This is a genomic window from Desulfitobacterium sp. PCE1, from assembly GCF_000384015.1.
Taxonomy (GTDB): domain Bacteria; phylum Bacillota; class Desulfitobacteriia; order Desulfitobacteriales; family Desulfitobacteriaceae; genus Desulfitobacterium; species Desulfitobacterium dehalogenans.
Genome location: NZ_KB913023.1, coordinates 173,559 through 194,415, shown reverse-complemented (window position 1 = coordinate 194,415; position 20,857 = coordinate 173,559). Strand labels below are relative to the sequence as shown.

The following is a 20,857-nucleotide window of genomic DNA, read 5'->3' as shown; positions in this document are numbered from 1 at the left end:
CTACAATTCCCTCATTCCTAATATCATCCTCACGATCCCCGGCGTCACATCCTCCAGCCTCTCCCACTGTGGCCATTCCACCGGCTTGTTGGACCAGCCCAGAGCAGGCACCGGATTCTGAGTATGACCTTTAACACTAAAATCCTCTATATTCCCATGATCACTGGTTAAAAGCCAGGCCACATCCTCATGGCGGACCAGGTCCATAAAACCCCCAATAAACTCATCAATCTGTTCAACTAAGGCCACTGCTTTTTCCCAGTCCTGTTTATGACCACGCACATCCGTCTGGAAAAACTCATAAAGGGTAAAATCATAATCCAAAGCCAGGCGGCCCAAGTTTTGCCCTGCTTCGTAAGGAGCTATTATCGGTATATCCGCTTCTTGTTCCAGCTCTCCGAGAATCTCATTGGTCATATCCTGATAAACCCCTTTTCCTTGCAACAGATCCTCTACCTGACGTAAACGCACCCCACCTGCCAGGGCAGATAAGGTAGAAGTAGTATGTCTCCTCTTCCCGGAAGCTATAATCTCATCATAATGACGGGTAAATGTATTGGCAAACGTCACCTTCTTACCTTGGTCGGCTAACTGTTTGAAAATGGACTTTTCTCTTATAATCTCCGCCAGTTTTTCATTGGGATAAGCATTGAGGTGAAAGCCCAGTGCCTTCGCACCATTTATTCCTGTCCATAAAGTAGTCTGGCCTGTAGCACTTTGAGGAATCCCGGTCACAGCCAAGGAGGGGTCCAGGGGTGTAAAAAATACATGCTCCTTCTTAATCCGGCGCTCATGCCCCCAGAGTAAATGTCCTCCCAGCAATTCATCCAAATGGGGAGTGCGGGCAGCGACAATCGGATTATCCTGCTCTGTGCCCAACCCAAAACCATCAAGAAAAATCATCACAAAGTGCATTGAACCCACCCTCTACTCTCTATAATACACCTATTTAGTTTATCCAAAAAGCTGCAGAAAAGCCAGTTCTTATCGAAACTAAAGCCGCGGCCTTCACTACGGAAGAACGCGGCTGAGCTTCACTTTGTTCATGCCATTATTTTTTCGAAGATTAAACTGTCTACCCATTCTCCATTGACGTCCATATCTTTTTCAATCCTCTTCGTCATCAGAAATCCATTTTTCTCTAAGACTCTTTGCGAACCAATATTATCTGGGGATGTTCCTGCTTCGATTTTCCTGAACTTATAATATTTAAAGCCTTTTTCCAAAGCCATTCTCACAGCTTCTGTAGCATAGCCCTTTCCATTTTCATTCTTACCTATTCTATAGCCCAATTCCGCTGTCCGCGTTTCATCCTTTCTTATGGAGAAGAAATTAACTCTTCCCACCATTTCCCCGGATTCATTTCGGATAATATGCATATAGCATTGGCCATGCTTTTGTTCTTCGATTATCTCCTTAATGATCTTATGGAATATTTCGGTTTTGTAATATTCATCCCCTCTTGAAGGTATTGTTTCTTCAAAATAAGCTCTATTCTCTATCTCGAAATTATAAATCTCATGTGCATTTTTTTCTGATACCAATTCCAGACTTATATCCATACTAATTCCCCCTATGAGGTTCTTTCCAAAACAAGGTAATGATAATACCAAGAACCATAACGGCTGTTGCGAAATAAAAGGGATAATCGATCTCCACATCGAACAGCATCCCCCCGATGATCGGACCAAAAATATTTCCTAGACTGGTGAACATGGAATTCATTCCCCCAACGAAACCTTGTTCATTTCCGGCTATTTTTGAGAGGTAGGACGTTACTGCAGGCCGGAAGAGATCAAAGCCGATGAAAGCCAGAGTGGTTACAAGCAGGATCCACACATAGTCATGAACAACGGTTAACAAGAAAATAAGGATTCCGGATAGAATCAGACTATACCGAATTAACTTGATTTCACCCCATCGCCCTGCCAGCCGATCAAAAAGCAAGATCTGGATCAGCGCTCCAAGCAGAGCTCCCCCGGTAATAACAAAGGCAATTTCTTTGGGCGTGAATAAAAACTTGCCATCGACGAAAAGGCCGAAGAAGGACTCAAAAGCCGATAAACCAAAGGATGCAATCAGAATCAAGGTGAAAGCAATAATGTACATAGGAGCCAGCATACGCTTAATGCTCGCTTTAAGCTCTGGAACCTCTTCAGCCGTTTCACTTGACCGTTCAGGTTCCTTCAGTAAAATGATGGACAATAAAGCAGCGACAGCGCCAAGTGCTCCCGCAAAGAAAAAGGGAGTGCGCGTACCAAAATCCGCTAAAAAACCACCGATACCCGGGCCGATAATAAACCCCGTGTTGATGGCTGCAGACATATATCCAAGTGCCTTAGGCCGTTTTTCTAAGGTTGTAACATCAGCAATAAAGGCAGTCACAGCAGGCATTATTAAAGCTGAGCTTACACCCCCTAATATCCGGGCAAGGAACAACACTTCAATTTCTTTTCCTAAGCCAAAAAGCACTTCAGAGAATCCAAAAAGAAATAACCCTGCCACCAGAACCTTTTTCCGCCCCATTTTATCTGCAGCTTTACCGGCAAAAGGTGAACATACAAGTTGAGCGATGGCAAAAGCGGCAGTTAAATAGCCTACTACAGTACCGTTCACCCCTAATTCTTTCATTAGGGTTGGTAATACAGGGATGACAAGACCGATACCTAAAAAGGCAATAAAAATGTTCGTCAGCAATAAGGCTAAAGTGGTCTTCTGATCATTCATGCTGTACTTTTCTCCTCAAAACCATGTTGAATAAATTTCTACTCATGCTCAATAATATAAACCCTCTAGCAGCTAGAGGGTCAATAAGAAATTACAAGTATCGCTTCATACTATCTTTTCTTAGAGCAATTGCACCTTTAATTCGACCATGAATTCATCTTCTTCTTGCTGGGAGTATCTTGTTGGCATAAAAAGTTCATAGACATGATCTGCTACAGGAAGTTTGTTACTGTGGATATAATGATATAGTCGCTGATAATGCTCTATATACTGATCAGGGTGATACCGAAAAGCAACGCACATAAAACGGCTTTCTGACATCAAGCGGATATTCCCCTTATAGGAGGGATTCTTGTTCAACCGATCGGTCATCAATGGGGTGAATATATGGGTGCATTGAACCTCATCCATAGAATGATAGTCGAGAAAAGGATATATACATCCATAATGACTGCTTATTGTACTGCCTTCCGATTCCAACAGCTTAATCAAGACACTGTAATAGGCACTGGGAATATCCGGCAAAGCGTAATTCTCGATTGGTAGTGTGAATATACATAGATCTTCAGTTTTCTCAAATACATCTGTAGACAAGGCTGCCTTCATTTGCTTTTGAAACTGCTTCTTCGTTTGATGCAAACTCTTTTGAATTTCTTGCAGCCTCTGTATTTTGCCTTCGATAATATCTTCGTGATGCTCAAGGAAGCCAAGGAGCTCAGCAGAAGTATAATTCAGAACGGCTTTTATCTCTTCCAACGGAGTGCCGACGAATTTAAGTGATTTTATCATATCCAATATATACAATTGAGATTCTTTGTAATAGCGATAATTGGTCTGCGGGTCCACATGAGCCGGTTTGTATAAATTAATTTGGTCATAATAACGTAATGTTGGAATCGAGATATTCGAAAGTTCAGCTATTTGACCAATAGAATAATATTGTTCTTTCATTACTCCTCCAATCTTGGAATCCTACCCTATCAGTATCCGAAAAAGGGCTCATCCACTCATTGCAGCTAAATCCCTTACCTTACGAAAGATAATGCTTATCCCAATAAGACTTGATGTCTGTGCTAATACTGATTAAATCCCTAGTCAAAGGCTGCACGGGAGAATTCATAATCTCCGCCGAAGTGTTTTCTTCAATAATTTTACCATCACATAGGACAAGTATTCGGTCACAAATTTCACTGGCAAGAAGAATATCATGAGTTACCATTAAAAAAGCTGTATTTTTCTTTTTAACGATGGCCTTAATGACTGAAACTATTTCACCCTTAACCTCTTGATCCAACATGGAGGTCGGCTCATCAAGAAGTAAAAGGGAAGGGCTGGTTATTAAAGCCCGGGCAATGCCTACACGCTGACGTTCCCCTCCACTTAATTGCGCAGGGAGACGATTCCCGTAAACTTCCCAGCTGAGATTAACAAATTCAAGGATTTCTTCCACTTCTCTTTGACATTGGCGGAAGCTTTTTCTCTTTTTCAGAAAAATAAGGGGTTCGGCCACAGCTTTTTCAACAGTCATTGTCGGACATAAGGAGGAATAGGGGTCCTGTCCGACCAAGCCAATGGAGGGGGACTTATGCACACTGCCTGAATCCGGTTTAATTTGACCAAGAATGATATTAATTAGAGTCGTTTTACCGCATCCACTGGGACCGATAATTCCAAGAGATTCTCCTTCATGCAACTCAAAGGACACATGATCAACCGCTTGAATGATATGTTTCTTTTTACCTTCTTTGCGGATGAATTGTTTACTAACATTGTTCACGTGAAGACAACTCATTTCAGCTCCACCTTTCGATCAGAAATAGTGTTGCCTAGTTCTGCATCATGACTGATAAATAATAATGTCATATTCATTTCCCGTTTCATGCGAAGAATAGTTCCCAGGACATCAGCTTGAACCTTAGTGTCCAGTCCGGTGGTGGCTTCATCAAGAATGAGAATTCGGGGCGTATAGACCATAGCCAGGGCAATGGCAGCTCTTTGTTTCATTCCACCGCTCATCTCGTGGGGATAGCAGCTGAGTACCTGTTTATCAAGGTACACCAGCTCCATAAGATACTCTTCGCGTTTCTCCATTTCCTTTTTTGAGACAGTGGGATCTTGGAGGATTATCATTTCCCGGAGCGATCTGCGAATGGTATAAACAGGGTTGAAGGAGTTCATGGAAGATTGGGGCACAAGGGCAATCTCTTTCCAGCGGATTGCCCGAAGCTCTGCTTCTGTACTAGTAAGCAGATTTTTTCCTTGATAGCTTATTTCTCCCCTTGACTGAGCGTGATAATCGGGCAGCATGCCCATGATAGCGGCCACAATAGTGCTTTTACCCGAACCTGAACGCCCGCGAAGGCAGAGAATTTCTGATTCATAGAGATCAAAACTCAAATCCTTAATAATCGGGTCAACATGATTATCGTAGCGAATCGAAAGAGATTTTATTTGCAAGATTGCTTTGCTCATAACCCACTCTCCACTCGTACATCGCTCTTGGCTTCCAGACTGTAAGTAATCATCATAAGACTCATACTGACCAGACAAATGCAAAGACCTGGAGGAATAATCCACCAAACCCAAGCACCTGTTAATAGTGCATTCTTGGCTTGCGCATAGTAAATGATTGATCCCCAACTTTTCGCAACGGGATTGCCAAGGCCAAGGAAACTCATGGATGCTTCAGATAGAATACCGGATTTTACACGAGTGACTGCCCGATAGAGAATTAAAGGTACAAGCTCGCGCAAAACATGATGAGTTAATACATAAACATCGCCGGCACCCATGCCCTGAATAATTTTAATATAAGAGCTACCTTTAATCTCCATAGTTGCCGATCGCAAAACACGGGCCACTCCAGGCCAAGACATCAAGCCTAAAATGATGGACATACTCCAAAGACTGCCTTTTGTGAAAGCAGCTAATATAATGACCGCCGGTAAAAAAGGAATTGTCAAAAAGAAGGTCGTGATTTTCATTAAAAGACGATCAGCGGCTCCTCCATACCATCCCGAAATAACCCCTACTAAAACAGCTATCATCATAGCGACGCTGGCTGAAAGAGCACCAACGAGTAACGAATTGCGTGTACCATAGATGAGCTCGCTGAAAATATCCTGACCGATGTCATTCGTGCCAAGAATGTGGGCTGAACTTGGTTTTTGAAAATTTGCTCCCACCTGTTGATAAGGTGAATAAGGTGCAATCTGCTCAGCGAATACGCCAATTAGTATTAAGAATGAAAGTAAAAAAACACCTATTATGCCAATCATCTTACTTTTCATCAGCTACCTCTAAAGTCGGATCAATTTTGTGGTACAAAAGATCGGCCACAAATAACGCCGCAACCGTTAAAAGAGAAGAAATTAAAAAAGTATATTGAATCAGCGGGTAATCTCGAGCAGCAACAGCATCCCGCATCAGCACACCCAAACCGGGGTAAGAGAACACGGTTTCGACCAATACCGAGCCACTTAAAAGATAACCCACATCCATCATCAACACAGTAAATACAGGGATCAAGGTGTTTCTCATAATATAGCCTAGATTAATCTGCATGGGGGGTATTCCCCTAAACTTTGCCATCTTAACATAGTCTTCACTGATAGTTTTTAGGACACTATATCGAGTCGTTGAGAAGTAAGGCATAAGTGATGTAATGACTAAGGCCGTTGCCGGTAAGGTAAGATGCTTTAATAAATCCAGAATATATGGCCATCCCTGGAGATCACTCCACATCGAATAGGCACCATAGGTTGGAAACCATCCTAATCTCGCACCGAATACGGCCAATAATAGGATGGCTATCCAAAAAGGTGGAATGGAGCTGATCAGGACAGTTCCTAGAACAATAGAAAGATCGCGATTCTTTTTCCGCCGCAAAGCGGAAAGGGCTCCGAGAAAAGACCCGATTAATACTGAAAAAAACAAAGTGACCGACGATAAGAGTAACGTCCATAATATCGCCGGTTTTATGATTTGGTTTATGGGCAAGCGTTTGGAGAAGGAAATACCCCAGTCTCCTGTCACAAGATCGGAAATGTAATATCCAAACTGTTCATAAAGAGGGGCATTTAAATGATAGGCATCAAGAATACCCATTTTCTCCTCAGCTGTCATCTCGGCCACACTTTCTCCCATCAGGGTTTTGACCGGAGAACCCGGCAAAAGGCGGGGAATGAAAAAGTTAGCAATAATGATGATAATAAGAATAATGGTGTAGTGGGCTAATTGCTTCTTCAACGCTTCATCCCCCTTTTGCCATATTTGGAACGATTAATAATGGTTATCCTATTTCCCTAAAAAGGAGTGAATGTTTATGACATTGGTGCCTTTTCCAGCTTTCCAACCCGAGTATTGGGTGGTATTGCAAGCCTGAAGGCTATCATCATAACCAAAATTTACCAGGCCGGGGTCTTCTGCTATAACGTTCTGAAGTTTACGAAGAGCACTATATAATTCCTCCGTTGTTTTGGCCGTACTGAATTCGGAAGCGATAATTTGGTCAAACTCTGAGTTTGTATAACCACATACATTGGATGTTCCGATGCCTAAATCACCAGAGAATAAGGACACGAGGAAGTCGAGGTTTGTGCCGATGCTTGTACCCCAACCCCACATTGCAAAGTCATAATTTCTTCCTTTCGTTACATCAAAATCCGGCCACACAAAGGCATCGACAGTATCCATTTCCATCACTTTGATCTTCATTTCTATTCCCACCGCTTTAAGCTGTTCAGCGATCATTTCAGCGGTACGAATACGTGTGGTGTTCCCGGAGTACACCAGTATTTCAAATGAGCAGGCTTGACCATCGGGTGTGAGACGGATTCCATTGGCATTTTTCTTATCAAAACCCGCTCCATCTAAGATTTCGTTTGCTTTTCCCGGGCTATAAGAGTACTCAAGGCCTGTAACAGAATAGGGCAAATCCGGTCGGATCAAACCCTTTGTTCCCACTGTGGCATATTCGCCATAAAGGGTTTTCATGATGCCATTGACATCAATAGCATAGGTAAGGGCTGTACGGAATTCCTTTGCATCCATAGGTGCTCTGCTATTATTGATATTCATAATTAAAGGTGCAAAACCGGCGCTTGAGAAAACTTCAATCCCTTGCGCCTTATTAAATGTCTCAACCATTTCAACGCCAATATTCGATGTTGCGGCAGCCAGCTGACCTGATAGAAGGCCTTGCTGTATGGCTGTGTTGTCTCCTATAATCGGCATATTGATTGCCTTTACTTTGGGAGTCCCTCTAAAATAGTCTGCAACAGCTTCAAGCTTATAATATTCCCCAACCTTGTACTCACTTAGCTTGTACATTCCGCTGCCAATTGTTTCCGATATCAACGTGGCATCAGCCGCATTCTCATATTGATTTTTGGAGATGATGCGCATGGCGCTCAACCCACTTCTGAGGAAATTTATATCTGAGGACTTTAGATTGATGGTAACGGTTCTTTCATCAACAGCTTTGATATCTTTAATTTTATTGCATATTTTACGTAAGCTTGAGCTTTTCTGAGTACCTGGGTATGTAAAAGAAAATACGACATCTTCCGAGGTAACAACTGTTCCATCATGAAACTTTTGCCCTTCAAGGAGTGTGAAGGTATACGTCGAAAAATCATTCTCAACCCTGTAATCATCTTCCACCATCCAAGGGATAATCTCATTATCAAGATCCGTTGTAAACAGTGTATCATAAACTAAACGATTGACAATCAGTCCGGTTGAACTCAGATAGGTAAAGGGTGATAGACTATTTTCATCTTTAGAAATGGCAATGGTTAGTATTTCGGCTGTTTCATTATTTGCCCGACTCTTGGGATCCGCTGAATTGACCTTCTCTGCAGAGCAAGCAGCCAATGAAAGGACCATTATACATGCGAGTGCAAGGCTTATTATCTTTTTCATTCTATCCTCCATTTTTCAACCTTTAATGACGCAGACATCTACTCTTAAATAAGCAAGTTATCAAGTACAAAATGTCCATCTCGTCTGTACGGTTCAGCATAAAGTGCTCGGCAATGGCCTGTTGAAGCAGGATACATATAAAATGCCTTGTCCATCTCGCGCTTCCAGAGCATTCCCCGCTCCAAGGGGGACTCAATATCCTCCCAATTAGGGACCGCCATTTTCCGCTGTCTTAGCTGTTCAGGGGTTTCCTCTTCTTTTTCGCCAAAATAAAGAAGCTGGGCTTCAAGGGCATCCATAGCCGCACATTTTTTCTCCCATACAGGCAGGATATCGACCACACAATTAGGGTGCTCAGGAGTCATATAGTAAAGTGTCGCACTGCGGGCGGGCTTAAGGCCAGGCAGCTCATCCAGAGCATATGCTCTGCCGGCAAGGGCAATGGCTTCCAGAACAAGGGTCATGAATGGCCTTCTTCCGGGATCAAGGTCACTCACGCAATGCTCTGGATCTTGGGTAATAATAATGTCCGGTTGGAAAGTGCGGATGATTTTGATGAGGGCAAGCTTCTCTTCATAGGAAGCCGAGATCTTTCCTGCATCCATATTCAAAAACTCTACAGATGTTCCGAGGATTGCCGCTGATTTTTTTAAGTCCTCTTGCATCTTTGCACTGGCAAAGAGAATTGCTGCATGGGAAATACCGCCCGCATCGGCATTTTTGCATAGTGCCCCCCCACACTCAACAACTTCCATGCTATAAGCACCTAGCAAGAGCATTCTTTTTCCTGATTCCATTTTAACGCTCCTCCTCTAACATAATTTATTAGAAAATAAAAAAAGCCAAATTATCATCACGTTCTCGCGATGGCAATTTGGCTTCATACCAAATAATATACAGACCTTTTAAATTAAGAATAATCAAACTATCTTGTGTATTAGAGTATAAGAAATATTTATCCCTGTCAAGCCTATTTTTTCTGGTTTCTTTTCCAATCGTCAAAATTTCTGACCGAAAAATGCATTCGTTCCTACGAGCAAAGGCGTAACAATTAACGTTACGCCTTTACTTGTATAGCTAATAAACCAATCCTTAATTCCTATTCTTCTTGAGCTTCAATGAGCTGCATGAGGGTTTCTTGTTCTTCCCTGATTTTTTCTAACTCGTCAGCCAGATTCAGAGCGGCCAGGATAGCGATTTGATGAATGGCTAGACGTGGTGTCCGTTGGGCAATGAGACGCATCTTTTTATCCACTTCACGGGCAACCTTCAGAATGTGCTCTGGGCTTTCCTGTCCGCGAATCACATGTTTTTCCCCAAATATTTCCACAATGACTTTTTCATTTTCTTCAGCCATATGACACCCCCCAGATACTATACTATTTTCTCCAGGCAGCTCCAAATTCCTTTTCGATTCCTTCAAGAACTTGCTGGTTTAAGGCATTGACCTCTTCGTCCTTCAGGGTTCGATCCAAGGCTTGATACTTCAGCGCAAAGGCAAGGCTCTTACGATCTTCGGGAATGGGTTTCCCGGTATAGACATCGAAAATATTCACCTGGACCAAAAGTTCCCCTCCCAGCTCTTTGATCCGTTTCATAACATCTTGGGCGGAGACCTCCTGAGAAACTACCACAGCCAGATCTCTCTGCATGGCCGGGAATTTAGGAATGGAGAAGGCGCGAATGGTCCGATTGCCGGCCTCTATCAGGGGAACCATGGCCAGTTCAAAAATCAAGGCCCTTTCCAGCTCCCACTCTTTGCCTAAAGCGGGATGAATCTCGCCCATCAAGCCGATCTTCTCCCCGTTGAGGTAGATATCTGCGGAACGTCCCGGGTGAGTAAGTTCCTGATTATTAGGCAGCCGATACTCGAACTCCAGCCCAAACTCACGAGCCACTTCCTCCAGGATCCCTTTCACTGTATAGAAATCATACTCCGTTACCGGGGTTAGCCAATGACGGGAGGATTTGCCCCAGATAACCCCAGCCAAATGCAGCTCCTCATGAGGAAGCTTAACCAGAGGGCGCTCCTTGCTCTTATAAATACTGCCCATCTCGAAGAGACGAATATCCAGGTTCCTGCGGGAGATATTCCGTGCCGCGATCTCCATAATACTGGGAAGTAAAGCGGTCCTCATCACACTTAACTCTTCCCGCAGGGGATTCAGCAAAGGAATAGCCTGCTCCATATCCCCAAATTGCCGATCAGCATCCGGGCGAGTGAAGGAATAAGTCATAACCTCATTCAAACCCAAACGAACCAGGAGATGGCGCAAAGTACGCTTAAACTCCTGCTCAGGAGTTCTCCGTCCCTGGGTTTGATCCCCTTGAGGCAAGGTAGTGGGAATGCGATCGTAGCCTGTCAAGCGGGCTACTTCTTCGATCAAATCTTCTTCAATGGTAATATCGGAACGATAGGCAGGAATCTGAACTTCATATCCCCCATCTTTTTCTTCATAAGGAAAACGCAATCGCTTGAGAACCTCAGTAATCTCTTCCTCAGTGAGAGTAGTTCCCAGGAGGGCATTGGTCTTTTCTACAGTAAGGGAAACCGCCACATGCTCTGAGAGCTGCCCTGCTTGTTCGATAAACCCTACCGGTTTTCCGGCTCCCAGTTGGATAACCAGCTCAGCCACACGGCCTAGGGTTGCCGCTACACCATGAGGATTGACCCCTTTTTCAAAGCGATTGGACGCCTCTGAGCGCAGTCCCAAACGACGGCTGGTACGGCGAATGCTTACACTGGAAAAATGAGCGGATTCTACGAAGATATTTTTGGTGGAGTCGGTAATTTCACTATTTAAACCACCCATGACCCCCGCCAAACCAAGGGCCTTTTCATCATCTGCTATGAGCAGCATTTCCGGATCAAGCTCCCGCTCCAGATCATCGAGGGTTACCAGTTTCTCACCGGCCTGAGCCCGACGAACATGGACAGCACCGGCGATAGCATCCCGATCAAAGGCATGCAGGGGCTGCCCCATCTCCAGCATAATATAGTTGGTAATATCCACTATATTGCTGATAGGGCGCACTCCCGCTGCCTTAAGACGTTTCTGCATCCACTCCGGAGAAGGTTCAATCTTGACATCCTCTACGACTAAGCCGGCATAACGACGGCACAGCTCCGGATCATCCAGGACAATCCTGGCATTGGGATCCACCGGATAATCCGGGCCTTTTGTCCCCTCCGCCCATGTCGGCAGGTGAAGAGCTCCCCCTGTCAAAGAGGCCACTTCTCGCGCCACATTCACCATACCCAGGCAATCAGGGCGGTTGGGATAGAGCTCCAGATCCAAGACGCAATCTCCTTCACCGAGAACGGTATCCAAAGTTACTCCCAAGGGAGCATCTTTCCCTAAGATGAGAATGCCGCCTTCACTGCGTGGGTCTCCCATCTCTGAGTCCAAATGAAGCTCCTCAGTGGAGCAGAGCATTCCCGAAGATTCCACTCCCCGCAGCTTAGAGACTTCGATATGAACCCCATTGGGGAGCGTGGTTCCCGGTAAAGCCACCGGAATCCGATCCTTGACCAGTAAATTCTGGGCTCCTGTGACGATGGTCGTGGACCTGTCTCCCAGATTCACTTCGCAGATCCACAGCTTATCCGCATTAGGATGACGCTCCATACGGGCAATCTCACCGACCACGACTGCATCCAGACCTTGATGCAGATGCTCGACGCCACCGACCTCGATCCCCCCTCGGGTTAAGATCTCTGCTAAATCCTCAGCAGTCTGATCGATATCCACATAGTCTCGTAACCATTCCAAACTGACCTTCATACCCCTGCCTCCTTAAAACTGCTGCAAAAAGCGCAAGTCGTTATCGAATAAAAGCCGCATATCTTCAATGCCATACTTCAGCATGGCGATCCGTTCTACACCCATACCAAAAGCAAAGCCTGTTAATTCTTTGGAGTCATAGCCGCCCATTTCCAGAACTCTGGGATGAACCATACCGGAGCCCAGAATCTCAATCCAACCGGTGCCTTTACAGATTCGGCAGCCGGACCCGCCACAAAGCATGCAGGATACATCCACCTCAGCGCTGGGTTCGGTGAAGGGGAAGAAGCTGGGGCGCAAACGAATCTCCCGGGACTCCCCAAACATCATTCTTGAAAAGCTTAAGAGAATTCCTTTCAGGTCCGACATGCGAATGCCCCGATCCACCATCAACCCTTCTACTTGATGGAACATAGGGGAGTGGGTGGCATCATCATCATTCCGATAGACTTTACCCGGGCAGATAATCTTCACTGGAAGTTGAGGCCGCTGCTTCTCCATAGTTCGTACCTGAACCGGTGAAGTCTGAGTCCGTAAAAGGATCTCTTCCGTTATATAGAAGGAATCCTGCATTTCCCGGGCAGGATGATCCTTAGGAAGATTCAATGCCTCGAAATTATAATAATCACTCTCAATCTCCGGACCTTCAGCAATCTGGAAGCCCATCCCCAAGAAAATTTCTTCGATCTCTTCGATGACCTTTGTCAAAGGATGCTGATGACCCCGAGGAAGGCCTACTCCGGGCAGACTGATATCCAGTTTTTCCTCTTCCAGTTGTTTAATCATCGCCGCTTTGGACAACTCTTCCTCACGACGGGCCCAGGCAGCTTCCAAGACATCCCGGGTCTCATTGACTACCTGACCAAAAATTGGCCGCTCTTCCGGGCTTAAGCCACCCATCTTCCGCAATTGAGCGGTAAGAGAGCCCTTTTTGCCGAGAACTTTAACCTTCAGTTCCTGCAGCCCTTCCAAAGTCGAGACCTTCTGAAGCTCTGCCAGTGTTTCTTCTTGAATACGATGAACTTCCTGTTGCAATGAAAACCCTCCTAAGTTAAGATTTAACCTTTGACCCAAACTCTTTCCTAATAAAAACAAAAATTCTCATCCCTATAAAAGGGACGAGAAATAACTCCCGCGGTACCACCCTGGTTCAGCTCAATGATGAGCCGCAGCTTCCTTCTCCGCTAACGGTGGAGACCGGGTTTACCTAGTTCTTGTTCAGCAAACCGCTCTCAGGGGAAATTTAACACCCCGGACACAAGCCGGAGATGAGGATTTCTCTTGGTTAAGCTTTCAGTCTTGGACTTAACCTCCCTGGAAAAGAAAACATCCTTTTAACCTGATCATTGCATTTTCTTATTCATTGCCAGATTATTGTTCAGAGTGTACTGCTTATAAAGCAAGTAGGCATTTGGAGAACCGGTTGCCTCAAAAATCTTCCATAACCACTCTGCGGGTGACATGGTTTAGCCCACCTTTCGGTCTGGATTCTTAAACCTGTTCACTAAAATTATAGCACCACCCGCGACCGTTTACAAGAAAACCTGGTCCAAAAGCCGCTCTTTTCAAGTTGTTGAGGTTATTCTGCGCCTTATTTCATAGATAATGATTCCTGTCGCCATAGCTACATTAAGAGATTCCACCTGATGGCTCATAGGGATAGTAATCCGCTTCACCCGGGAGCCCCGGAAAGCCGCAGAAGGCCCGTTTCCCTCATTTCCCACAACCAAAGCCATAGGTTGAACGAAATGAGTCTTATACAGATCCGTTCCCTCAATATCCCCGACAAAAACAGGAATTCCTTGACTTTGACAGACCTTAAGAATCTCTTCCGGTTGGCAATGAGTGAGGATCTTCAGGGAAAAAATCGCTCCCATAGTACTCCTTAGAGCCTTAAGATTGTATACATCCACGGTCCCTTCCGTCAGGCAGACTTGTGTTACCCCTGCAGCCAATGCCGTCCGCAGTATGGTCCCACAGTTGCCGGGATCCTGAACCCCATCAAGGATCAAAAGCATGGGGATCTTGTCCCCTGGGCCATGGTTCATTCCTAAAAGATCGTCCCAGGTCCATTGGGGCCGTTTGACAACAGCAAGAATCCCTTGAGGGCTTTCCGTATCGCTCATTTTTCGAAGCACCCGCTCATCCACTTCGATAATCGGTACCTCATTATCTTTTAGAGCCTTTGCAAGTTGTGGCCATGATTCACTTTTCCGCTCAGGGCAGACAAAAACCTTTGTTAAGTGAGCCCCCCGATAAATGCCCTCTTCCACAAAGCGCCAGCCTTCGATCAGGAATTCGCCGGTCTCCTCACGGAATTTCCGCTTATGGAGATTCACCACATATTTAACTTGTTCATTCTGTAAGGAGGTCAGCATATCATCACCCCGGAAACCATTTGCTCACACTATAAATATTCGATAATAGTGTACCCAAATCAAGATGCTTTCTAATAATTCTCGAGCACAAAGCTTTCCTTATTCCCTATGTAAAAAGGGTGCCTCAGCACCCTTTAATGTATTCTTTACTTCGCACTCATTTGAGCTTTAGCAACATTGACTAATTCAGTGAAAGCTGCTGCATCATTGATAGCCAGATCAGCCAACATTTTGCGGTTGATGGATACTCCGGCTTTTTTCAGGCCGTTCATCATACGGCTGTAGCTTAATCCGTTCAGACGGGCAGCTGCATTGATACGAGCGATCCACAATTTACGGAAATCGCCTTTTTTGTCTCTACGGTGAGCATAGGCATAGGCTAAGGATTTCATGACCTGCTCATTAGCCGGACGGTAGAGTTTGCTCTTTGCTCCACGGAACCCTTTTGCAAGCTTTAATACTTTTTTATGACGTTGATGCTTCGTTACCCCTCTTTTAATACGGGCCATAGCGAAGACCTCCTTACATGTTAATCTCTGTCATTCTTCTCATCTCTTATCTGCCCGGCTCATGCCGAACAAGGCTTGTCTCATAATGCGCCCTTAGATTCTAAGGCTGAGACATCAGCAATTATCCTCCAAAAACCTCTTCGATTTTCAATCTTATAGATAAGCAACTAAGCGGGCAATACGTTTGGCATCGGTTTTGTGCATAAGGGTAGCTTTGCGCAGATTCCGTTTACGTTTTGGAGACTTCTTCTCCAGGATATGGCTTGTAAAAGCATGATGGCGAACAATTTTACCAGTACCTGTTTTCTTAAAACGTTTCGCAGCTCCGCGGTGGGTTTTCATTTTTGGCATTGGGATATCCCCCTCTCGTGTTAGTCGTGTTTCACAGGCGCTAAAATCATAATCATATTGCGTCCTTCAAGCTTAGGATCACGCTCTATATTAGCCTCAGCTTTACAAAACTCAGCTAGACGCAGGCATAAAGTTCTCCCAAGTTCCGGATGGGTAACCTCCCGACCACGGAACATAATCGTTACCTTAACCTTATCCCCATCATTTAAAAAGCGTTGGGCATTGCGTGCTTTGGTTTCGAAGTCATGGTCCTCAATATTGGGACGAAGCTTCACTTCTTTGATTTCCATGGTCTTCTGTTTTTTACGGGCTTCTTTATCCCGCTTGGCCTGCTCATACTTGTACTTACCATAATCCATGATCTTACAAACAGGCGGCTTAGCAGTTGGTGCAATTTCCACTAAGTCCAGAGATTTCTCAGCAGCAATACGTTGAGCATCTCTAAGTTGGACAATCCCCAATTGCTCTCCCTCTTCCCCGACAAGACGAACTTCCCGGGCCCGGATTTCGTCGTTAATCCGTAAATCCTTACTAATAACGAACCACCTCCAAAAAAAATCACACAAAAAAAGACGGGCAGAGTTTCCACCCGTCTTCCATACAAATCATGAGCAAGTACGATAGGCTCAGGACCCGAAGATACCTCATCGACTCAAGCCATGAGGTGAGAAGCGGATGGCTTCTACTTGAACATCAATATTATATTGGGTTCTGAGGTAATTGTCAAATATTAATTTTTATATATTTTAATGCGATCAGACAGCCAGTTCTTCCATGATCCTCTGATAAATGCTATTCAGTCCCGGTTCTTTCAAGCGCAAGTCAAGTACTTTCAGCACTCCATCCATAACCGCCGCTATGACTTGGGTCTTTTTATCTTTTGGACAATCAATACTTATAGTTCTTCCTTCGACCTGAAAGGTTTCAATTTGCTTTTCTACTAATATTTTCTCTAAATTATCCGGAATCACGGAAAGATCAATTTCAATCTTCGTTGGCATACCTAACTTATTCTGTAATTCTTTCAAAGTGCCTTGAGCAATAATTTCGCCGCGATTCATAATGCCAATCTGCTGTGCCAGTTCTTCGACATCATTAAGATTATGTGAGGAAAATAATATGGTCGTACCTTCCTTATTCCAGTTCCGAATCATTTCTTTTAATTCCAGGATGCCAATGGGATCTAACCCGGTTGTCGGTTCATCCAGCACAAGCAAATCAGGCCTGTGGATAATAGCTTGGGCCAAACCTAATCTCTGCTGCATTCCTTTGGAAAAAGTTCCTACTCTTCGGTGTCGCGCTTCACTTAAGCCGACTTGTTCCAGCACCTCTTCGCATCGTTTCTTCGTTATTCCTTTTAATTTGGCGTAAAAAGATAGTATTTCCCAAGCCGTTAAATTGTCGTAAAAATTCATTCTCTCCGGCAAATAACCTACCCTTTTCTTAATCTCCTTATTTTTAACATCATAATTTAATCCCTCAATCCCGATCATTCCGGCTGAAGGTTTTACCAACCCTAAAATCATTTTTATTAATGTTGATTTTCCAGCTCCATTGTGCCCTAACAGGGCATATATTTCCCCTTTTTTGATAGTTAAGTTAATATCCTTGACTGCTTGAAACTGACCATAAAACTTCTGGGCATGTTTCACCTCTAAAGTATCAATGACTTCCATAGGATCCCCTCCTAATAATCCTGCCTGCGGCCAAATAGTATCGCCGCAAGCAGAAGAGGTATAATCATCCAGAATAAAAGGGCTCCATATAATAAAAATTCCCCCGACCCCTGAGTAAGCATCCTCGTCAAAGCGACCAACGTGGGACCAAAGGTTTCTTCACCGCCAAGCTGTAAGATGACCAGTACACGCACCATATCCGCCGGATTGGCAAGCAGAAGCAGCAGTAACATGGGAATAATAATGGATACATTCGACAGCCCAGCGACCCCTATAGCTAAAAAATCGTAAACTAAAATCATTAAAAACCAAATAAAAATCCCCAAACCAATCCCTTGAGCTCTTCGTGATACAATGACAGAAATGAGTATGGCTATACTGAGAAATACCAGCGCCAAAATCATGGATAAGATCACAAACATAAGATAATCCATAATATTGATTGACCCTGTTTTCCAGGCGATCACTACCCCCGCCCCGCCAAAACCAACTAAAATGGAAGCAATTAAAGCCAAAGCCAAGCCACCAAACTTGCCGATAATTACTTCAGCCTTATTAATGGGCTGGGTGAGCAGAACATGGAGGGACCCAGCCTCCTTTTCACCGGCTACTGTCGCCGAACCCATTACAAGGGCAATCAAGGGCAGCAAATACAGCACCAGATTCAAAAGACTGGCTGTAACCCGGTTAAATCCCTGCTGCCCACCCACACCGAGACTGGACAAGCCAAAAAAAGAAACCAGGAGGGCAATTAAAGCAAAAACAGCGGTAAACGTTCCCAGCCATTTGCTGCGTATGGATTCCAAAAGTTCCTTTTCTGCTATGGTAACTACATTGACCAGCTGCATCTAATCCCCCCACTCTTCCCGATTAAACTCAATATCCAAGCCGATGGTTAATGGCTCCGTCTGCACTTGCTCCCAGGTCATTTGTTTTCCCCCTACCTCTTCGGCAAATTTCTGAGCCGCCCCCTCGACAGCAAAGGCTACGATCCCGAAACTCATGGGGGTATCGATCCGACCCTGTACATAAAAGGCCTCCTGAGCACTGAGCCATTCCATACTTTCAAAATCTTTTACATAAGAGGCTATAATACTATCCTTTTCCCCTGTTTCCAATCTTCGCATAAAAATAGACATGCATCCGATATCATCAAAAATCTCAACTCGTCCCTGGCTATCAATAATCTGTGCCGCAAAGTGCTCATCGATCACACTCATCCTGCATACAGGACAAATGTCGATTGTAGGGTCAATCTTCCGGGGAGTCCCTGCAACTTCCCCCGCAGAACATCCTATAAGCGATAAACACCATAGAATAATCAAAACCATAATCCTGGGCTTCATTTTCGGCCTCCTCTCAGAAAATCCTCAACTAGTTTTACTCCTTGAGAACTTATTCTAAACGCCCGGGCGGCTATTATCCCTGCCATGAGGAGCATAAGCAAGGAGTATGCACCAAGGACCTTATTGGAAACCTGGTTCTTCTCGAGTTGAAACTGTGTATTCATCTCAATCCCCACAGGCTTAATCAAAGGATATACATCTTCGGCTTTAGGAATCTCTATAACCGGAAACATGTTTTCGGCAAACTCCAAAGCTTTAGCTGCAGGACTGTTTAAAAAAAGACGCACAGTAGGGGCTTTATTCATTAGATAGGTAAAAATATCCCCTGTAAGATAGGGAGTATCACCTATACCGTCTTGATCCAGATCAAACCCCCTATAGTCATTCCAATAGTTGCCTTCCCCTTCGTCATAGAACACATTCCCTTCCCCAATTTTTCCCGCCCGGAAAGCGATTTGCTCCATATTATCCACAAAATTGTTTTTTACAAAGGTATTGAATCCCGAACTGGAAATCAGATCAATCCCAATATCATTAGAGGCCACCATATTATTACGAAAGGTGTTGTGGTAGGACACATCGAAGAGGGCCCCCCTGGTATTACCGAAAATAATATTCCCTTCCGCCAGGCAATCGTTGCAACTGGAAAACAGAACTCCAAAAGAGCGGTGACCACGGTTATAAGCGAAGACATTCTGGCGGAAGGTTATTCTTTTCGAATACATGGGAGCCGCCCCTGCCACATTATTCGTAGCTATATTCCCTTCAAAATAATTATCATCGGAATACATATAGTGAATGGCATAGCGTACCCCATTAATGCGGTTATATAAAAGACGATTATCATGAGCATAGTTGAAGTAGATGCCATCCCTGGTATCCGTAATCTCATTATTCTCAATCAAATTATTGGATGCTGCAAAAAGATGAATCCCGTCACCGCTTTCCCCTTCAAAGAGCGGCAGTAGTTCATAAGTGCCGGCCTCGCTCATTTCCTTTTCAGAGTCTTTTAATTTATTCTTAGCAGGTCTCCCGACAATCGTATTATTGCGGATCGTATTATGGGGAGATTTCAGCAGATAGATCCCAAATAGATTATTGGATAATTTATTATCTTCAATGACATTAAATGCGGAGTGAATTTTAATTCCCGCATCGGAATCCTGTAATCTTTTGCCGCTGCCCACGACCTGAAACCCTTTAAAATTTACCCCATCGGCCTTAAGGCTGACCACATCCCCCTCTCCTCCCCCATCAAGAATCGGAGTGCCGATTCCTATCAAGGATATGGCTTTATCAATCACAATGTTCCCTACGTAGGTCCCGCTATAGACATTGATGGTATCCCCGGGAGCAGCCCTTGCCAAAGCGGATTGAATACTTTCCGCTGAGCCGCCGCCCCGGACCTCCAGGGTAGCAGCCTGAACTGCCGCCGGGATGACCCATAGGAAAAAAAACAGACTCAGCCAAAAGCAACGCCTATTCCGTTTGCTTTTCATGTTCCTTAAACCTCCAAGCAGCCAGCAGCATTAGGATAATGCTCAGCCCCAGTAAATATCCTCCTGAATCAAAGCCCGTATACGTAATAAAATTCGCAAGCTTATTTGTACCTATAATCGGAGGGGTAAAAGGATCTATTTTTATTGCCGCCATGGGGTCCAATTGGGTCCCATAATCGCGTAACCAGCGCCACAAATCATACACCCCAATCATGCCGCCCACAGCACCCAAACCGGCGGTCAACCAGGCGACCCACCTTTTTTTAACCAAAGCAGTAATAAAAGCCAAGCCAATGATGATATAGGCTACTTTAGGAATGACTTTGAATTCGGGAAAATCTTCTTCGCTAATCCACTTCATTCCTATATAGTGATTGATATTATTGATAATATCGATTCGGCCATCCAGTTTGTCCGGATAGACAATTACGGACAGACCTTCCGGATATTGAGGAGCCACTAAATCTAAATGCCACCAAGGCAGGAAAAGAGAAGCCAGGAGTATTAAACCGGCAGCACCAAACATGATTCTTCCTATGATATTAAGGTTTCCCTTTAGAAGCTTTCTTGCAAAATCCATGGTTAACCACCACTTTCCTATCAGTTAAGGGGGGGGGAGGGACCCCTGAGTTAGGATCCCTCTCGATTCTTCTATAAAGCT

At 44.5% G+C, this 20,857-nt stretch carries 22 protein-coding genes and 1 other annotated feature; all 22 genes read right to left on the bottom strand.

The genetic code is table 11. The features are described from left to right. The gene (locus tag DESPCE1_RS0101010) at nucleotides 1–915 is read right to left on the bottom strand and encodes an alkaline phosphatase family protein (protein WP_019849183.1); all 915 of its coding nucleotides are present in this window, start codon (nucleotides 913–915) and stop codon (nucleotides 1–3) included. 128 nt (nucleotides 916–1,043) lie between these two features. After that, nucleotides 1,044–1,562 carry a GNAT family N-acetyltransferase gene (locus tag DESPCE1_RS0101005; protein WP_019849182.1) on the bottom strand — a complete coding sequence of 173 codons (519 nt, stop codon included), beginning with the start codon at nucleotides 1,560–1,562 and terminating at the stop codon, nucleotides 1,044–1,046. 1 nt (nucleotide 1,563) lies between these two features. Next, nucleotides 1,564–2,727 (bottom strand): multidrug efflux MFS transporter NorA, encoded by a 1,164-nt coding sequence (gene norA / locus DESPCE1_RS0101000; RefSeq protein WP_019849181.1) that lies wholly within the window; start codon nucleotides 2,725–2,727, stop codon nucleotides 1,564–1,566. 120 nt (nucleotides 2,728–2,847) lie between these two features. Beyond that, complete coding sequence (locus DESPCE1_RS0100995; protein ID WP_019849180.1) at nucleotides 2,848–3,678, bottom strand: helix-turn-helix domain-containing protein; 831 nt, start codon at nucleotides 3,676–3,678, stop codon at nucleotides 2,848–2,850. A gap of 79 nt (nucleotides 3,679–3,757) precedes the next feature. After that, the gene (locus DESPCE1_RS0100990) at nucleotides 3,758–4,519 is read right to left on the bottom strand and encodes an ABC transporter ATP-binding protein (protein WP_019849179.1); all 762 of its coding nucleotides are present in this window, start codon (nucleotides 4,517–4,519) and stop codon (nucleotides 3,758–3,760) included. Next, entirely contained in the window at nucleotides 4,516–5,199 is a 684-nt protein-coding gene (locus DESPCE1_RS0100985; protein ID WP_014792181.1) for an ABC transporter ATP-binding protein, read from the bottom strand. Before DESPCE1_RS0100985 ends, DESPCE1_RS0100990 begins: the two co-directional genes overlap by 4 nt. Continuing rightward, the gene (locus DESPCE1_RS0100980) at nucleotides 5,196–6,017 is read right to left on the bottom strand and encodes an ABC transporter permease (RefSeq protein ID WP_019849178.1); all 822 of its coding nucleotides are present in this window, start codon (nucleotides 6,015–6,017) and stop codon (nucleotides 5,196–5,198) included. Before DESPCE1_RS0100980 ends, DESPCE1_RS0100985 begins: the two co-directional genes overlap by 4 nt. After that, the gene (locus DESPCE1_RS0100975; RefSeq protein WP_019849177.1) at nucleotides 6,007–6,975 is read right to left on the bottom strand and encodes an ABC transporter permease; all 969 of its coding nucleotides are present in this window, start codon (nucleotides 6,973–6,975) and stop codon (nucleotides 6,007–6,009) included. Before DESPCE1_RS0100975 ends, DESPCE1_RS0100980 begins: the two co-directional genes overlap by 11 nt. Nucleotides 6,976–7,023: 48 nt before the next feature. Next, entirely contained in the window at nucleotides 7,024–8,652 is a 1,629-nt protein-coding gene (locus DESPCE1_RS0100970; RefSeq protein ID WP_019849176.1) for an ABC transporter substrate-binding protein, read from the bottom strand. 44 nt (nucleotides 8,653–8,696) lie between these two features. Next, complete coding sequence (locus tag DESPCE1_RS0100965) at nucleotides 8,697–9,449, bottom strand: PIG-L deacetylase family protein (protein WP_014792177.1); 753 nt, start codon at nucleotides 9,447–9,449, stop codon at nucleotides 8,697–8,699. Nucleotides 9,450–9,751: 302 nt separating this feature from the next. Then, on the bottom strand, nucleotides 9,752–10,009 hold the full coding sequence (locus DESPCE1_RS0100960) for a cell division protein ZapA (RefSeq protein ID WP_014792176.1): 258 nt from the start codon (nucleotides 10,007–10,009) through the stop codon (nucleotides 9,752–9,754). 22 nt (nucleotides 10,010–10,031) lie between these two features. Further along, complete coding sequence (pheT, locus tag DESPCE1_RS0100955; RefSeq protein ID WP_019849175.1) at nucleotides 10,032–12,437, bottom strand: phenylalanine--tRNA ligase subunit beta; 2,406 nt, start codon at nucleotides 12,435–12,437, stop codon at nucleotides 10,032–10,034. 12 nt (nucleotides 12,438–12,449) lie between these two features. Next, the gene (gene pheS / locus DESPCE1_RS0100950; RefSeq protein ID WP_019849174.1) at nucleotides 12,450–13,472 is read right to left on the bottom strand and encodes a phenylalanine--tRNA ligase subunit alpha; all 1,023 of its coding nucleotides are present in this window, start codon (nucleotides 13,470–13,472) and stop codon (nucleotides 12,450–12,452) included. A gap of 530 nt (nucleotides 13,473–14,002) precedes the next feature. Continuing rightward, nucleotides 14,003–14,815, bottom strand: a complete 813-nt coding sequence (locus tag DESPCE1_RS0100940) for an RNA methyltransferase (protein WP_019849172.1) — start codon at nucleotides 14,813–14,815, stop codon at nucleotides 14,003–14,005. Nucleotides 14,816–14,961: 146 nt separating this feature from the next. Next, nucleotides 14,962–15,324, bottom strand: a complete 363-nt coding sequence (gene rplT, locus DESPCE1_RS0100935) for a 50S ribosomal protein L20 (protein ID WP_014792172.1) — start codon at nucleotides 15,322–15,324, stop codon at nucleotides 14,962–14,964. A 153-nt stretch (nucleotides 15,325–15,477) separates the two neighbouring features. Continuing rightward, nucleotides 15,478–15,675 carry a 50S ribosomal protein L35 gene (gene rpmI / locus DESPCE1_RS0100930; RefSeq protein ID WP_014792171.1) on the bottom strand — a complete coding sequence of 66 codons (198 nt, stop codon included), beginning with the start codon at nucleotides 15,673–15,675 and terminating at the stop codon, nucleotides 15,478–15,480. Nucleotides 15,676–15,695: 20 nt separating this feature from the next. Then, nucleotides 15,696–16,241: a translation initiation factor IF-3 gene (gene infC / locus DESPCE1_RS0100925; RefSeq protein WP_019849171.1), complete on the bottom strand. Its 546-nt coding sequence runs from the start codon at nucleotides 16,239–16,241 to the stop codon at nucleotides 15,696–15,698. After that, nucleotides 16,234–16,369 (bottom strand) — a sequence feature (ribosomal protein L20 leader region). It overlaps the preceding gene by 8 nt. Before the next feature lie 61 nt (nucleotides 16,370–16,430). After that, the gene (locus tag DESPCE1_RS0100920) at nucleotides 16,431–17,351 is read right to left on the bottom strand and encodes an ABC transporter ATP-binding protein (protein ID WP_019849170.1); all 921 of its coding nucleotides are present in this window, start codon (nucleotides 17,349–17,351) and stop codon (nucleotides 16,431–16,433) included. Between the two features lie 11 nt (nucleotides 17,352–17,362). After that, the gene (locus tag DESPCE1_RS0100915) at nucleotides 17,363–18,199 is read right to left on the bottom strand and encodes an ABC transporter permease (RefSeq protein ID WP_014792169.1); all 837 of its coding nucleotides are present in this window, start codon (nucleotides 18,197–18,199) and stop codon (nucleotides 17,363–17,365) included. Next, a complete protein-coding gene (locus tag DESPCE1_RS0100910; RefSeq protein ID WP_014792168.1) occupies nucleotides 18,200–18,697 on the bottom strand; it encodes a nitrous oxide reductase accessory protein NosL in 498 nt (165 codons plus the stop codon). It lies immediately after the preceding gene. Then, nucleotides 18,694–20,196 (bottom strand): NosD domain-containing protein, encoded by a 1,503-nt coding sequence (locus DESPCE1_RS0100905; protein WP_019849169.1) that lies wholly within the window; start codon nucleotides 20,194–20,196, stop codon nucleotides 18,694–18,696. Before DESPCE1_RS0100905 ends, DESPCE1_RS0100910 begins: the two co-directional genes overlap by 4 nt. After that, a complete protein-coding gene (locus DESPCE1_RS0100900; protein ID WP_019849168.1) occupies nucleotides 20,177–20,776 on the bottom strand; it encodes a hypothetical protein in 600 nt (199 codons plus the stop codon). The genes DESPCE1_RS0100905 and DESPCE1_RS0100900 overlap by 20 nt, the downstream gene beginning before the upstream one ends. Nucleotides 20,777–20,857: the final 81 nt, after the last annotated feature.

Coding starts and splice junctions, on each gene's coding strand:
- DESPCE1_RS0101010 (WP_019849183.1), bottom strand. CDS start 915: ATGCACTTTGTGATGATTTTTCTTGATGGTTTTGGGTTGGGCACAGAG.
- DESPCE1_RS0101005 (WP_019849182.1), bottom strand. CDS start 1,562: ATGGATATAAGTCTGGAATTGGTATCAGAAAAAAATGCACATGAGATT.
- norA (WP_019849181.1), bottom strand. CDS start 2,727: ATGAATGATCAGAAGACCACTTTAGCCTTATTGCTGACGAACATTTTT.
- DESPCE1_RS0100995 (WP_019849180.1), bottom strand. CDS start 3,678: ATGAAAGAACAATATTATTCTATTGGTCAAATAGCTGAACTTTCGAAT.
- DESPCE1_RS0100990 (WP_019849179.1), bottom strand. CDS start 4,519: ATGAGTTGTCTTCACGTGAACAATGTTAGTAAACAATTCATCCGCAAA.
- DESPCE1_RS0100985 (WP_014792181.1), bottom strand. CDS start 5,199: ATGAGCAAAGCAATCTTGCAAATAAAATCTCTTTCGATTCGCTACGAT.
- DESPCE1_RS0100980 (WP_019849178.1), bottom strand. CDS start 6,017: ATGAAAAGTAAGATGATTGGCATAATAGGTGTTTTTTTACTTTCATTC.
- DESPCE1_RS0100970 (WP_019849176.1), bottom strand. CDS start 8,652: ATGAAAAAGATAATAAGCCTTGCACTCGCATGTATAATGGTCCTTTCA.
- DESPCE1_RS0100965 (WP_014792177.1), bottom strand. CDS start 9,449: ATGGAATCAGGAAAAAGAATGCTCTTGCTAGGTGCTTATAGCATGGAA.
- DESPCE1_RS0100960 (WP_014792176.1), bottom strand. CDS start 10,009: ATGGCTGAAGAAAATGAAAAAGTCATTGTGGAAATATTTGGGGAAAAA.
- pheT (WP_019849175.1), bottom strand. CDS start 12,437: ATGAAGGTCAGTTTGGAATGGTTACGAGACTATGTGGATATCGATCAG.
- DESPCE1_RS0100940 (WP_019849172.1), bottom strand. CDS start 14,815: ATGCTGACCTCCTTACAGAATGAACAAGTTAAATATGTGGTGAATCTC.
- rplT (WP_014792172.1), bottom strand. CDS start 15,324: ATGGCCCGTATTAAAAGAGGGGTAACGAAGCATCAACGTCATAAAAAA.
- rpmI (WP_014792171.1), bottom strand. CDS start 15,675: ATGCCAAAAATGAAAACCCACCGCGGAGCTGCGAAACGTTTTAAGAAA.
- DESPCE1_RS0100920 (WP_019849170.1), bottom strand. CDS start 17,351: ATGGAAGTCATTGATACTTTAGAGGTGAAACATGCCCAGAAGTTTTAT.
- DESPCE1_RS0100915 (WP_014792169.1), bottom strand. CDS start 18,199: ATGCAGCTGGTCAATGTAGTTACCATAGCAGAAAAGGAACTTTTGGAA.
- DESPCE1_RS0100910 (WP_014792168.1), bottom strand. CDS start 18,697: ATGAAGCCCAGGATTATGGTTTTGATTATTCTATGGTGTTTATCGCTT.
- DESPCE1_RS0100905 (WP_019849169.1), bottom strand. CDS start 20,196: ATGAAAAGCAAACGGAATAGGCGTTGCTTTTGGCTGAGTCTGTTTTTT.
- DESPCE1_RS0100900 (WP_019849168.1), bottom strand. CDS start 20,776: ATGGATTTTGCAAGAAAGCTTCTAAAGGGAAACCTTAATATCATAGGA.